This window comes from Thalassospira sp. GB04J01, assembly GCF_000751115.1.
In the GTDB taxonomy this organism is placed as follows: Bacteria; Pseudomonadota; Alphaproteobacteria; order Rhodospirillales; family Thalassospiraceae; genus Thalassospira; species Thalassospira lucentensis.
In genome coordinates this window covers 330,028-343,368 of the sequence record NZ_CCDX020000015.1, presented here as the reverse complement: position 1 = coordinate 343,368, position 13,341 = coordinate 330,028, and the positions used below count along the sequence as shown (strand labels likewise).

At 52.9% G+C, this 13,341-nt stretch carries 11 protein-coding genes; 8 read left to right on the top strand and 3 right to left on the bottom strand.

Annotation, left to right across the window (positions count from 1 at the left end; all coding sequences use genetic code 11):
- Position 1 precedes the first annotated feature (1 nt).
- The 4 genes from plsY to rnr all read left to right on the top strand — a co-directional run bounded on the left by plsY (position 2) and on the right by rnr (position 7,309).
- A complete protein-coding gene (gene plsY, locus AMM48_RS17345) occupies positions 2–670 on the top strand; it encodes a glycerol-3-phosphate 1-O-acyltransferase PlsY (protein WP_181951587.1) in 669 nt (222 codons plus the stop codon).
- 59 nt (positions 671–729) lie between these two features.
- A complete protein-coding gene (dprA, locus tag AMM48_RS17340) occupies positions 730–2,007 on the top strand; it encodes a DNA-processing protein DprA (protein ID WP_244271275.1) in 1,278 nt (425 codons plus the stop codon).
- A 166-nt stretch (positions 2,008–2,173) separates the two neighbouring features.
- Complete coding sequence (gene topA, locus AMM48_RS17335) at positions 2,174–4,816, top strand: type I DNA topoisomerase (protein ID WP_102785055.1); 2,643 nt, start codon at positions 2,174–2,176, stop codon at positions 4,814–4,816.
- A gap of 48 nt (positions 4,817–4,864) precedes the next feature.
- The gene (rnr, locus tag AMM48_RS17330) at positions 4,865–7,309 is read left to right on the top strand and encodes a ribonuclease R (RefSeq protein WP_102785054.1); all 2,445 of its coding nucleotides are present in this window, start codon (positions 4,865–4,867) and stop codon (positions 7,307–7,309) included.
- Between the two features lie 88 nt (positions 7,310–7,397).
- On the opposite strand, the gene AMM48_RS17325 is transcribed toward rnr, so the two are convergent.
- The gene (locus tag AMM48_RS17325) at positions 7,398–8,180 is read right to left on the bottom strand and encodes an Hpt domain-containing protein (protein WP_102785053.1); all 783 of its coding nucleotides are present in this window, start codon (positions 8,178–8,180) and stop codon (positions 7,398–7,400) included.
- A gap of 184 nt (positions 8,181–8,364) precedes the next feature.
- Between AMM48_RS17325 and AMM48_RS17320 the strand changes: the two genes are divergently transcribed.
- The 3 genes from AMM48_RS17320 (at position 8,365) to rpmG (ending at position 10,706) form a co-directional block, all read left to right on the top strand.
- The gene (locus tag AMM48_RS17320) at positions 8,365–8,745 is read left to right on the top strand and encodes a DUF983 domain-containing protein (protein WP_102785052.1); all 381 of its coding nucleotides are present in this window, start codon (positions 8,365–8,367) and stop codon (positions 8,743–8,745) included.
- Between the two features lie 139 nt (positions 8,746–8,884).
- A complete protein-coding gene (locus tag AMM48_RS17315) occupies positions 8,885–10,444 on the top strand; it encodes a S41 family peptidase (protein ID WP_102785051.1) in 1,560 nt (519 codons plus the stop codon).
- A gap of 94 nt (positions 10,445–10,538) precedes the next feature.
- Positions 10,539–10,706 carry a 50S ribosomal protein L33 gene (gene rpmG / locus AMM48_RS17310; protein ID WP_008890790.1) on the top strand — a complete coding sequence of 56 codons (168 nt, stop codon included), beginning with the start codon at positions 10,539–10,541 and terminating at the stop codon, positions 10,704–10,706.
- Between the two features lie 158 nt (positions 10,707–10,864).
- On the opposite strand, the gene AMM48_RS17305 is transcribed toward rpmG, so the two are convergent.
- Positions 10,865–11,242 carry a DUF423 domain-containing protein gene (locus AMM48_RS17305; RefSeq protein WP_102785050.1) on the bottom strand — a complete coding sequence of 126 codons (378 nt, stop codon included), beginning with the start codon at positions 11,240–11,242 and terminating at the stop codon, positions 10,865–10,867.
- A 292-nt stretch (positions 11,243–11,534) separates the two neighbouring features.
- Positions 11,535–12,215 carry a Crp/Fnr family transcriptional regulator gene (locus AMM48_RS17295; protein WP_102785048.1) on the bottom strand — a complete coding sequence of 227 codons (681 nt, stop codon included), beginning with the start codon at positions 12,213–12,215 and terminating at the stop codon, positions 11,535–11,537.
- A 247-nt stretch (positions 12,216–12,462) separates the two neighbouring features.
- On the opposite strand from AMM48_RS17295, the gene AMM48_RS17290 reads away from it, so the two are divergent.
- Positions 12,463–13,299, top strand: a complete 837-nt coding sequence (locus AMM48_RS17290; protein ID WP_101300219.1) for an alpha/beta hydrolase — start codon at positions 12,463–12,465, stop codon at positions 13,297–13,299.
- Positions 13,300–13,341 lie beyond the last annotated feature (42 nt).

The window sequence follows — 13,341 nt, the reverse complement described above, 5'->3', positions numbered from 1 at the left end:
AATGGAACTTGATGCCACCTACAAAGCAATGTTGATGTCGCTTCAGGTCGCAACAGTTTGCGGTTATCTGCTGGGGTCCATTCCGTTTGGCCTTGTCCTGACCCGTATGGCAGGCCTTGGCGATATCCGCAAAATCGGGTCGGGCAACATTGGTGCAACCAACGTTTTACGCACTGGACGCAAGGGCCTTGCCTTCCTGACCCTGATTGGGGACGCGGGCAAAGGTGCGTTTGCGGTTCTGATTTTCACCCACCTTGTCGGCGTCGAACAGGGCATCTTTGCCGGTGGTGCTGCTGTGATTGGCCACATGTTTCCGGTCTGGCTGCGGTTTAAGGGCGGCAAAGGTGTTGCCACGACCCTTGGAACCCTGGCCGCCGTAAACTGGATCATGGGGCTTTGCGCAGCACTTACATGGCTGGTGATGGCGCTGATATTCCGCATCTCATCGCTTTCGGCGCTGATTGCGATGATCGCAGCCCCACTTGCGGCATTCTTTATTGCCAATGATCCGGGTGCTGGATGGCTTGGCGTATTTTTGGCGGTGATTGTCTGGCTGGCCCATCACGCCAACATCAGCCGCCTTCTGCGCGGTGAAGAACCCAAAATCGGGCAAAAGAAAAAAGACGCACAAGCAGACAGCGACAAGGACGAAGATATCCAAGCGAGCTGAGCGACAGTCTTTTGAAGTACTTGACGAATTAACGCCCGGATGAGCACAATCCGGGCGTTATGTTTTTTGATCATGAGCAACCTTCGCGATTATCGCAATCTGAACGTCTGTCGCGCATACGACTGGCGCGCAGCAGCAATATTGGCCCGATCACATTTCGCAAACTTCTTGATCGATTTGGCACGGCCCGTGATGCGATCGAACAGTTGCCTGACATTATTGCCAAAACCAAAGGATTTCGTAAAATCGTTCTGGCCAGCAGGAACGATACGGTTTTGGAAATCGAATTGGCCCAAAAATGCGGGGCAAAACCGGTTATTTGGGGCGACCCGGAATATCCCGCCCTTCTGGCCCGGATCGAAGATGCCCCTCCCTATTTTTATGCCATCGGCCGTGTTGAGCTTTTAGCACGCCCTGCGATTGGGCTGGTCGGGGCACGCAACGCATCGGCCAACGGATGCGGATTTGCCCGAAAGCTTAGCCACAGCCTATGTGATGCGGGGTATGTTGTGGTGTCGGGCATGGCGCGCGGCATTGATGGGGCAGTCCATGAAGCGGCCCTTAAGGCCGATCCAAATGCACATGGTGGCACCATTGCCGTTCTGGGCGGTGGGGTTGATGTCATCTATCCACGCGAACATCGCGATCTTTATGGCAAACTGTGCGAACAGGGCTGTGTTATTTCAGAAATGCCGCCCGGCTTACAGCCACAAGCGCGTCATTTCCCAAAGCGGAACCGCATTATTTCAGGCCTATCATACGGAACGGTTGTGATTGAGGCGGGCCGAAATTCCGGATCCTTGATCACGGCAAGGTTTGCCGGTGAACAGGGACGCGATGTGTTTGCCGTTCCCGGCTCCCCAACCGATCCGCGTGCAGCAGGCCCAAATAGCCTGATCCGGGACGGCGCAATATTATGCGACTCTGCGGATGTGATTTTGGATGCTTTGCGTGATGCGACGCAAAACACGCACCTTTTTGAAGATTTTCATCAATTTAACACGACCGCACGCAGCCCTGAGGTAAATAGCGATCCGGCGCGATATGATGACATCGCACAATCGATTGTTCAGGATGCGGAAAATTCCGGATCAAAAGAACCGTCACAAAGCATTGAAATTGATAGCGAACTGGGGGATTTATCCCCCATCGACACCGATGCGGATCAGAGTGGCAAAGTTCTTGATCTTTTATCGACCACACCGCTTCTGATTGATGACCTTATTCGGGCGTCTGAGCTTCCGGCAAACAGCATTTCGAGCATTCTGATTGAACTCGAACTTGCAGGAAGGGTTGAACGTCACCCCGGAAATAGGGTATCGCGTATCGCCAAATGAGAGTCGCGTCGAAATCGGGCGTGACAAATATTGTTGTGATTTGCTGCAATTTGCGCAATCTGGTCTGGACTTCCGATACACTATATATATGTGTCGCTCATTCGGATTATTCGAAGCACAACATAATGATCGCCTTCGGGCGCAAGAACCGGACACGAAAAACGTAATGAATCTTGTCATCGTCGAATCCCCGGCCAAAGCCAAGACGATCAACAAATATCTCGGTGATGATTTTAAGGTGCTGGCCTCTTTCGGTCACATCCGCGACCTTCCGTCCAAAGACGGTTCGGTCGATACCGATAACGACTTTTCGATGATCTGGGAAACAGACGGTCGATCTGAAAAACAGATCCGTGAAATTGCGTCAGCGGCACGAGACTCCGACACCATCTATCTCGCGACTGACCCGGATCGTGAAGGTGAAGCCATTTCGTGGCACATTCTTGAGGTGCTTGAGCAGAAAAAATTGCTCCGTGGGCGTGACGTCCATCGCGTCGTGTTTCACGAGATCACCAAAAAGGCTGTTACCGAGGCAATTGCCAATCCGCGTGAGCTTAATAAAGAGCTGGTCGATGCCTATCTGGCGCGCCGCGCATTGGATTATCTGGTCGGGTTTAACCTGTCGCCGGTTCTGTGGCGTAAACTGCCCGGCTCACGGTCGGCTGGCCGTGTGCAATCGGTCGCACTTCGTCTAATTTGCGAACGCGAAATCGAGATTGAAGCATTTCGCGCCGATGAATACTGGTCGCTTGAAGCTGGGTTTACGATCCCGGAAGGCAATTTTTCGGCCCGCCTCACCCATTTGAATGGTGAAAAACTCGATAAACTCGCCCTTGGCAACGAAGACGCCGCCAAGATTGCGCAGGAAAAAGTCGAATCGCGTAGCTACACGGTTTCCAAGGTTGAGCGCAAAGACGTTAAACGCCGTCCGCAGCCGCCGTTTACCACATCAACCTTGCAGCAGGAAGCATCGCGTAAGCTTGGCTTTGGCGCCAAACGCACCATGCAGCTCGCCCAGCGCCTATATGAGGGGATTGATATTGGCGGCGAAACCGTTGGCCTGATCACCTATATGCGTACCGATGCCGTCATCCTGTCGGGAGAAGCATTGGCCGCGGCACGTCGCCTGATCGGCAAGGACTACGGCGATCAGTATCTGCCCGCAAGCGCGCGCAGCTTTGCCAACAAATCCAAGAACGCGCAGGAAGCCCACGAAGCCATCCGTCCAACCGATCTGTTCCGTCGCCCCGATCAGGTGGCGCGACACCTCGATAAAGATCAGTTGAACCTTTATACCCTGATCTGGAAACGGACCGTCGCCTGTCAGATGGAAGACGCGCGTTTTGATCAGGTTGCGGTTGATCTGTCATCGAATGACAATCACGTTGTTTTGCGTGCCAATGGCTCGGTCGTTAAGTTTGACGGCTTCCTGAAACTGTATCAGGAAGGCAAAGATGATGATTCAGACGATGAAAAAGACCGCCGTCTGCCGCCGTTAAAAGAAGGCCAGAAACCCGATCTTGGCAAAGTCAGCATTGATCAACACTTCACCCAGCCGCCGCCCCGCTATACCGAGGCGAGCCTGGTTAAAAAGATGGAAGAACTCGGCATTGGCCGTCCGTCGACCTATGCGTCGATCATTTCGGTGTTGCAGGATCGAAACTATGTTCTGCTGGAGCGTCGTCGCTTTGTCGCGCAGGACCGTGGGCGTCTTGTCACAGCGTTCCTGTCGAAATTCTTTGAACGTTATGTGCAGTACAACTTCACGGCCGATCTTGAAAACCAGCTTGATGAAGTCTCGATGGGCAAACTGGCCTGGAAAGATGTTCTGAAAGATTTTTGGTCTTCGTTCAAAGGTAACGTTGACGAAGCCAAGGAACTTAAAATCACCGAAGTGCTTGATGCGCTTCAGGTGATGCTGGAAAACTATCTGTTCCCGACCCGCGAAGACGGTAAAGATCCACACAAATGCCCGAAATGCGAAGACGGTCAGCTGAGCCTGAAACTGGGTAAGTTTGGCGCCTTCCTTGGCTGCTCAAACTATCCAGAATGTAATTTCACCCGTCCGTTGGTTGCCAATGAAAATGGCAGCGATTCCGAACTTGATGCCGGACCAAAGGTTCTTGGTGTCGACAAGGAAACTGGCAAGGAAATTACACTGCGCAAAGGCCCGTACGGGGTGTACGTCCAGCTTGGCGAAGAAGAAGAAGTCGAAGGCAAAAACGGCAAGCCTAAAAAGGTCAAGCCGAAACGAACGTCTTTGCCCAAGGGGTTGGAGCCATCGGTGGTTGACCTGTCAAAAGCTGAGGAGCTTCTGACGTTGCCGCGTCTGGTCGGGATTTATCCTGATACCGGTGAAGAAATGAAAGCCAATGTTGGTCGTTTCGGCCCCTATGTTCAGGCAGGCAGCATATTTGCGTCCCTGAAGGCCGATGATGACGTTTTGACCATTGGCGAAAACCGCGCCATTACCCTGATTGCAGACAAACGCGAAAAGGCTGGTACGGAAATTGGCAAGCATCCTGACGACAATGAACCGATCTTTGTTGCGGTTGGTCGCTGGGGTCCGTTTGTGAAGCACAAAAAGACCATCGCCAATATCCGCGATGTTGAACGTGACGACATCACGCTGGAGATGGCGATCAAGGCGATTAAGGAAAAGGAAGCCAAGTCGGGCAAAACCACCAAAGCCACGGCGAAGAAAGCGGCTCCGAAGAAAACATCGGCCAAGAAAGCCCCCGCTAAAAAGAAAGCTGCAAAGAAACCTGCAGCGAAAAAGACAACCACGAAAAAGGCGGCGGCGACGTAATCGCCGCCTTCCTTTTTCGGGTGACACGATTGAAAGGACGCCGCAAAGTTGGCGAACGATAGAGACGATAAGAAGCACTTCCCGACACGGGAAGAAATCATTGAGTTCATCGGCATGAGCCCGACCCCGGTCGGTAAGCGCGAAATCGCGCGGGCCTTTAACATTAAGGGTGCAGCCAAAATTGAACTTAAAAAGGTCCTCAAAAACCTGAACATCGGCGGCGACGTCGTTAAAGGACGCCGGCGGTTTGATAAACCTGACCGCCTGCCCCCGGTCGATGTTCTTGAAATCACCGGCATTGATGACGACGGCGAAGTTCTTGCCAAGCCAAATGTCTGGAAGCACGACTACGAACCGCCGCAAATCACGGTCAAGTCAATCCGTCGCGGCGGACCAAGTGCACCGGGCGTTGGTGACAAAATCCTCGCCAAGTTGCGCTATACCGGCAAGCAGACCTACGAAGCCAGCATCATGAAGGTTCTGGGCAGCGGTCCTCAACGCGTTCTGGGTCTTTATCGACCGAACGAGCGCGAAGGCCGTGTTGTGCCAACAGACCGCAAGGATAGCGGCGAAATCGCCGTGCCACTTGACGATCACCCCGATCTTGAAAGTGGCGCGCTGGTTTTGACAGAAATTCTGCCGGGCAAACATTTCGGATTGCGCAAAGGCCGCATCACCGAAGTCCTTGGTAATATCAACGAACCAAAGTCGATCAGCCTTGTGTCGATCCACGCGCGCGGTATTCCGTTTGAATTCCCGCCAGAAGTCGAATTGCAGGCCCGTGAGTCCAAGGCAACGCCGATGGACAAACGTACAGATCTGCGCAACATCCCGCTTGTTACCATTGATGGCGCCGATGCGCGCGACTTTGATGATGCGGTCTGGGCAGAAGCCGACACCGACCCGGAAAACGAAGGCGGCTGGCACCTTATGGTGGCGATTGCCGATGTGTCCTGGTATGTGCGCCCGGGCGATGCGCTTGACCGCGAGGCGGTAAAACGCGGCAATAGTTGCTATTTCCCTGACCGCGTGGTGCCGATGTTGCCGTTTGAACTGTCAAACGGTTGGTGTTCGCTTGTTCCGCATGAAGACCGCGGCTGTATGGCCGTGGAAATGTGGCTCGACAAGAATGGCCATAAACTCAGACATAAGTTCTGTCGCGGGATGATGCGGTCTGCGGCCCGTCTGACCTATGATCAGGTTCAGCGCGCCGTGGATGGCCAGCCAGACGATACAACGGGTCCGTTGGTCGATACGGTTATCAAACCGCTTTATGGCACGTTTGACGCCTTCCTGCAGGCACGCAAACGCCGTGGTGTTTTGGAACTTGATGTTCCCGAACGCAAGATAGAACTGAACGAACAGGGTCAGATCGTTGCCATTGCACCGCGTGCGCGCTTTGACAGTCACAAACTGATTGAAGAGTTCATGATCGCGGCCAATGTCTGTGCCGCCGAGGAACTTGAACGCCTCAAACAACCTTGCATGTATCGTATCCATGATGCACCAAGCGAGGAAAAGCTCGAAGCGCTGCGTGAATTCCTTGAAGGGGCTGGCTATACGCTGAATAAGGCAGCGGTTCTGCGTCCGCGTGACTTCAACCAGATCCTTGAAAAAGCCAAAGACACGCCAGAGGCCGAACTGATCAATACCGTGGTATTGCGCAGTCAGTCACAGGCAATGTATAGCCCCGACAACATCGGGCACTTTGGGTTGGCACTGAACAAATACGGGCATTTCACATCTCCGATCCGACGCTACGCCGATCTTTTGGTTCATCGCGCATTGATTGCCGGACTGAAACTTGGTGAAGGTGGCCTGCCATCAGAAGAAGGTGAACGGTTCGAACAAATCGGTGCAGACATCTCCGGCACCGAACGCCGGGCAGCCATGGCAGAACGCGATGCGGTTGACCGGTATGTTGCTGCCTATATGTCTGACAAGGTCGGGGCCGAATTCCCCGGCAAGATTTCCAGCGTCACGCATTTTGGCCTGTTCATTTCGCTGCAGGAAACCGGCGCGGATGGTCTGGTACCGATTTCCACCCTGCCCGACGACTATTACGTTCACGACCCCGCCAACCACGCATTGGTTGGCCAAAATCGTGGCAAGACGTTCCGTCTGGGGGATCAGGTTGTTGTGCGCATCGCCGATGCTGATGCGGCAACGGGGTCGCTGGCACTGCGTTTGGCCGAGCATGCCGATATCACCGCACGCGATCTGGAAGAACGCCCGCGCAGTGGCCGTCGCGGCCAGCAAAATCGCCGTGGCAGCCCGGGGGATCGCAGCCACCGTCACGGCAGTAAGCCCGGTTTCCGATCTGGCCCACGTGATGCCGCTGGTCCGGGTGGAGCGTCAGCGACAAAGTCGAAGGGGAAAGGTGCGGCCAAGCCCGGGGGTAAAAAGAAAACAACCCCGAAAAAGCAGCGTAAAATGGTCGCGTCAGACCGCGTCGCACGCAGCAATGCAAAACGCGGCGACAAACCGCAATAAGACCCAAGACATCTTTTAAGACGTTTAAAGGGCGGCCCGTTTAGGTGGCCGCCCTTTTTCGCATCTGTCTGGTTCCCACAAACATTTATTACATCATTGTATCGATGAATTTTGCAAGTTGGTCGGCCGTTTGTTTGCCACGGTTACTGATAATCGCGACATTGCCCGGCAAACCTTCAAGGTCGGGATGACCGGCATCAAAGCTTGTCAGCAAACCAAGTTTTTTATTGGCCAGAGTTTTCATCGCAGCCAGTGCACGGATCAGTTCAATACCGCTTAATCCATCAAGAACGGCGGCTGTGATCACGGCATCAGGATGTGATTGCACAACGGTTTCAAATGCTTCGACCGCAGTGCGTGCCGTGATGGTGCGGAAACCCTTTTCGCGCAACTCGCGCTGCAGAAAACGTGCCTGTACAGCCGTCGCCGTCACCAAAAGGACTTCCTTGTCATTGGCCGTGACCGCAGCACTTTTTGTTCCAACATCTTCGGTCGGGACACTGCGGGTCGGCAAAGAGCGAAGAATGCGCGTTTCTTCGTCCGCAGCCGGGTTGGTGCCACTTTCAATGATCTCGCGGATCCAACTGGTGAAATCGACAAGGGAAGCCGCCTCAAGATCATTAATCTCGGTCAATTCGGCAATGTAGTCTTCCAGACGATGGGCAATTGCCCCGACAAGTGGAAAACCAAATGATCCCGCAAGTCCCTTTACAGTATGGGCTTCGCGGCGCAATTCGGCAATCCCCGGTCCGGCTTCATCCATACCACCTGCGATACGATCAATTGTGGTTTCAATCCGGTCGACCCGGTCCACGGTATCCTCAATGAAGTCCTGTTTAAGACTGGCGACGATATCGTCAGCATTTCCCATTGGGCGACTCCTTTGGCAGGTATTTGATAACGTTCAATAATCTTTAGTTCGCGCAGGAGCTGAATTAGCTGGAACGAATTCTCTTGCTTACGCTATTGAACATCATGATGATAGTTTGACGTTTCAATGCTCCTTTTTAGCCCCCGGATCAAGGGGACAAAAAAGAAACCGGAGTTCTCGCCCCATGACTGACGCCCACGCCCCACACCAAAGCCGTGGCAGCCGATTAATGACAGGTCTGCGCCGTGGTTTTCGCCGCAAATGCCCCAATTGCGGACAAGGTTTTGCTTTTGGCGGCTATCTTAAACTTCGATCTGAATGCGACGTCTGCGAACATCCGATTGGCGAATACCGCTGTGACGATGCCCCGCCCTATTTCACCATTTTTCTGGTGGGACACATTGTTGTGTCAGGCGCCCTTACCATGGAACAATCCATGAGCCCATCGATGACACTTCAATTGGTTGTCTGGCTGCCGACAACTGTTGTGTTGTGCCTTGGCATTCTGCCCTTCGTCAAGGGAGCTGTTCTGGGCACACAATGGGCCATGGGGATCAAAGGATAGCCATTGGCCTGATGGCAATTTTCCTTTAGAATTAGTCCTCTTGGCACTTTATTTGAACCGGAACATTTAATTGGTTACAGCTGCTTTGCCAATCACCGACACCTGCTCCTTGACGTGCCGTCCGCGAAGACATTTGCGTATGGTCGTACTTGTTGGTGCCTGTCTTTGGCAAGCAGCATGCGCCACATCCAACCAGCCCGCAATAACATCAGTTGATGATCCGCAAACGCGAGATCTGCTTAACCAGACCATTGAACTGGTTGCGACACGCTATATTGATCCGATCAGCCGTGAACAGATTCTGGTTAACACACTTGATGGCCTTTCTGATCTGGATAACAACATTCGGGTAAATATTACCCCTGATGACCTTGTTCTGAACTATGGCACGCAAACGGTGCAAACCATTGAGCTTCCCAAAACGCCCGACAGTGGCGGCAGCCCGATGGGGTGGTCAGAGATCACCATTAAGGGACTGAGTACATATCGGGCCTATTCGCCATATTTGCGTTCCAGTTCGACACTCGACATTCAATCGGCATTGATCAGCGGTGCGATCCGCAATCTGGATCGCTACAGCCGTTATGAAGGCCCAAAGCAGGCTGAAACGGCACGCAACCGCCGCGATGGCTATATCGGGATCGGGGTTCGTGTGATTGGCGGGGAAGGATACCCTGTGGTCAAACTGGTCCATCCTGATAGTCCAGCCGATTTGGCCGGTTTGCATCCCGGTGATGAGATCATCTCGGTCAATGGCGATGACATGTATGGCCAGACCAGCCAGTTCACAGCCGACCTATTGCATGGCGAAGAAGGCAGCAGTGTCCGCATGGAGGTCAATACCGCCAGTTCACCACAAATCATCCCGATGGAGATTGTGCGTGAACGGGTGATTGACCGGACAGTCTTTACCGAGTTTCGCGACAATGTGCTGATTGCGCGCCTGAGCAGTTTTAACAATGCGACGGCTTCTGCCCTTGGTGACAGCCTTCTAACGGCTCAATTACGTCCTGGCGGGCTCAAGGGGGTCATCCTTGACCTTCGTGGCAACCGTGGTGGCCTTCTGCAGCAGGGTGTGGCGGTTGCCGACCTGTTTTTGGAAAACGGTCCCATTGGCAACACGTTCTCGCGCGTGATGGCCGCACGCCATGTGTTTAAAGCTGAAACAGGTGATGTCAGTTCTGGCGTCCCGCTGGTCGTGTTAATTGATGGGCGCACGGCATCATCGGCGGAGTTAGTCGCAGCAGCACTTCAAGATCGCAATCGCGCCGTGCTGATTGGATCGACCAGTTTTGGCAAGGGTTCTGTTCAGGCCATCAACGATCTTCCTAACAAAGGTACGCTTACGTTCACGTGGTCACGCATGACGGCACCTTCTGGCTATACATTTGATCGAATTGGCCTGTTCCCGGCGGTCTGTACAGGTACACCAGCGACGCAGAAAATCAATGCGTCCGATCAAGTAACAAATGCACTGGCCCATCACGATCAGATCACCAAGATCATGACAAAGTGGCGCAGTCTTGATTATCAGGATGAGGCAACCCGGCGACAGCTTCGGGACGTCTGCCCGGCCGATACGCATGGCACAGGATTTGACGTTGAAGTTGCCCTTGAATTGATCAAAAACCACCCTTATTACAGGACGCTCGTCTTTGCTGGACAACAGGAAATCGCGGACATTTTTGACGTCGAGTAAAAATGCATTATTTTTTGCCAAAATGGCTTGACAGTCTGGCGATAACCTTTATGTTCCGGCGCCTGAGATACACCTGAACACAGGATGCAGAGACATGGCGAAGCCCGCTTCGATCCTCGTAAAGTTGGTAAGCACCGCAGATACCGGTTACTTCTATGTTGTTAAGAAGAACCCGCGGAATACCACCGAGAAATTCCAGTTTCGCAAGTACGACCCCGTCGTGCGTAAGCACGTCGTGTTCAAAGAAGCGAAAATGAAGTAATCTGGTTCTTCGGAACTTGATTGCACTCAGACTTTAAAAAAGACGTGTCCTTCTGGGCACGTCTTTTTTTATTGGTCCCGGAAGGTTGTGTCTGCTCCAACGGAATGACACCCGCCTTTAAAGGACGACATTACGTCCTGCCCACACCCGCACGTCGCCTAAGACGAAAACTGCCGGTACCCAGCCACAGCAAGCAACAACCAGCCGACAATAAATGCGATCCCCCCAATGGGTGCTACGGCGCCAAAAACTGACAAGCCGGTAAACGCAATCACGTAAAGCGCGCCACAAAAGAACACGATACCAACCAGCATGGCATAGGCAGCAGTCCGCAAAAGCTTTTCATCGGGCACATGGCGAACAACTGCCGCGATTGCAACAAGGGCCACGGCATGGATCAATTGATAATGTGCGCCCTTTTCCACAAGACTGCGTGCATAGTCCATGTCGCTTCCGGCCATCGCGTGGGCAGCAAATGCGCCCACTCCGACCGCTATCGCGCCATTCAGCCCCGCCAGAATAACAGACATACGCATGGTGAGTTTTCTCCTGCTTGGCTACGCCACGAAAGTCATGCGCAACATTACCGGGCGATTGGGAAAACAGCCATGCGATAACGCAAAAAAAATGGCCGTACATAAAAATGTACGGCCAGTAAACTCTCTTGGGGGAGATGTGTCGAACAATCTAAATGTCCGTCACAAGACTATTACTACCCCCGCGATCATCGAATTTCTGTGACAACCATCACAATTAGAAAATAATTTTCAGGGATGACCTTCCATCCGCAACATTCACTCAAAGCCACAAGTCAGAGCAGATCGCAGCTTAGTGGATTGACTCACTCAGGAATTCTTCAAGTCGACGCACATCAGGGACATGCAGGCCGTTATCGACTTTGTTCACAAGCCCCTTGCGGCCAAGACTGCCCATAACGCGGGCCACCGTTTCACGCGATGTGCTGACACGTCCGGCGATTTCGGAATGCACCGGCACCGGTGACAATACTGCGGCGCCTGTATCGTCTGAGACTTGCTGTGCACGGCGCATGATTTCGGCAACCACCCGTTCGTTGGCACCAAGGGTGCTGACATCGACAATGCGCCGTGTGGATGTGCGTACAATGCGTGCGAGTTCGCGAATGACGTTCCAACCGACCGACGGATGGCTTTTGACAACCGTTTCAAAATTGGCCGGACTTAGGATGGCGACTTCTGTGTCGTTCACAGCAAACACACAGGCAGATCTTGGCTGCCCATCAATGGCTGAAAGCTGTCCCACACAGCCGCCTGCCCCGATTTCTTCAAGCGTGATTTCACGCCCGGACAGCGAGTAATTTACGATCCGCACCCGACCAGACAAGATCAGATAAACATCTGAACTGTCAGCTTCCGGTTCGATCATTTGTGCCCCGGCCGAGAAGTTTTTCCGGTTAATGTGGCGCTCCACATCAGTAAGCGCATCTTCGTCCAAACCCGCTAAAATCCCGACGACAGATAATTTAACCATGTGTCCGTGCTTTTCGCCTTTGTGTTGTTTTTATAAGAACAGCCCATTGTCTAAAACAGGAAGGTCCACCCCATTGCAGTATCAACTTTGATCATATGCAAACAAAAGTAGACTGACAATCATTGCGCATTGAAATGTTCAAAACCAGATCAAGATAGACTTATCCATGCTGCATGTGCGAACATGTGATTGACGTTTTCAGACAAGGCTTGATCTTTCGTCCGTCCCATTACCAAGGAGACCGACCATGAGTCCGGAGTTGGAAATCTTTCGCCGCAGCCCGACTGGCAAAGCCAAAAGCAAAAACCCAATCGTTTTTGTCCATGGTGCCTATACTGGTGCGTGGTGCTGGAACGAGCATTTCCTCACCTGGTTTGCAGATCAGGGGTTTGAAACAATATCCTTCTCTCTTCGTGGTCATGGCGGCAGTGGTGGTCGCGCATTGCGCAGCCTTGCCTCAATTGACGACTACGTCGAGGACTTAGAAGAAATCGTCGAGACACTCGGCAAAAAGCCTATCCTGATCGGTCATTCGATGGGTGGCTACGTCATTCAGAAATATCTTGAACGCCATACCGCCGAGGCGGCAGTTCTTTTGGCGTCCGTGCCGCCAGAGGGACTTTTGGCAAGCAACGCAATGATGGCGATGGCCCAGCCTGATCTGTTTTTCCAGATGTTCTGGTTACAGGCCATCGGGCCCCATACATTGCTGCGTGAGCGTCTTGGCCGTGCGATGCTATCGCCTGACATCGCCGAAGATGAAGGGATGATCTATTTCGGGCGGCTCGAGACCGAAAGTCATCGGGCGTTGATGGACATGATGGGGGCAAATCCTGTTTTCCTGTCATCCACAGAAGTACCGTCGATGCTTGTTCTTGGCGCACGCAATGACGAGATCATCCAAAGCGAGTTGATCCATCGGACTGCCCGGCGCTATAACGCCGACTATGCGCTGATTGATGATATTGCGCATGCCATGATGCTTGATAAAAACTGGGAAAAAGTTGCAGAAACTATCCTGCAATGGCTTGAAGTCACTCTCGTCACTCAGGAACGTCGCAAGGGCAACAAAAGCGCAGCATGACAACGGCGAAAACAAGCGCTTTCCATTTTGTGGAAATTCTGG

What these genes read in the sequence shown, in the direction of transcription:
- AMM48_RS17295 (WP_102785048.1), bottom strand. Translation starts at nt 12,215, where the DNA reads ATGGTTAAATTATCTGTCGTCGGGATTTTAGCGGGTTTGGACGAAGAT.
- AMM48_RS17320 (WP_102785052.1), top strand. Translation starts at nt 8,365, where the DNA reads ATGACTGACGCCCACGCCCCACACCAAAGCCGTGGCAGCCGATTAATG.
- AMM48_RS17305 (WP_102785050.1), bottom strand. Translation starts at nt 11,242, where the DNA reads ATGCGTATGTCTGTTATTCTGGCGGGGCTGAATGGCGCGATAGCGGTC.
- dprA (WP_244271275.1), top strand. Translation starts at nt 730, where the DNA reads ATGTTTTTTGATCATGAGCAACCTTCGCGATTATCGCAATCTGAACGT.
- AMM48_RS17315 (WP_102785051.1), top strand. Translation starts at nt 8,885, where the DNA reads ATGGTCGTACTTGTTGGTGCCTGTCTTTGGCAAGCAGCATGCGCCACA.
- AMM48_RS17290 (WP_101300219.1), top strand. Translation starts at nt 12,463, where the DNA reads ATGAGTCCGGAGTTGGAAATCTTTCGCCGCAGCCCGACTGGCAAAGCC.
- plsY (WP_181951587.1), top strand. Translation starts at nt 2, where the DNA reads ATGGAACTTGATGCCACCTACAAAGCAATGTTGATGTCGCTTCAGGTC.
- rpmG (WP_008890790.1), top strand. Translation starts at nt 10,539, where the DNA reads ATGGCGAAGCCCGCTTCGATCCTCGTAAAGTTGGTAAGCACCGCAGAT.
- topA (WP_102785055.1), top strand. Translation starts at nt 2,174, where the DNA reads ATGAATCTTGTCATCGTCGAATCCCCGGCCAAAGCCAAGACGATCAAC.
- AMM48_RS17325 (WP_102785053.1), bottom strand. Translation starts at nt 8,180, where the DNA reads ATGGGAAATGCTGACGATATCGTCGCCAGTCTTAAACAGGACTTCATT.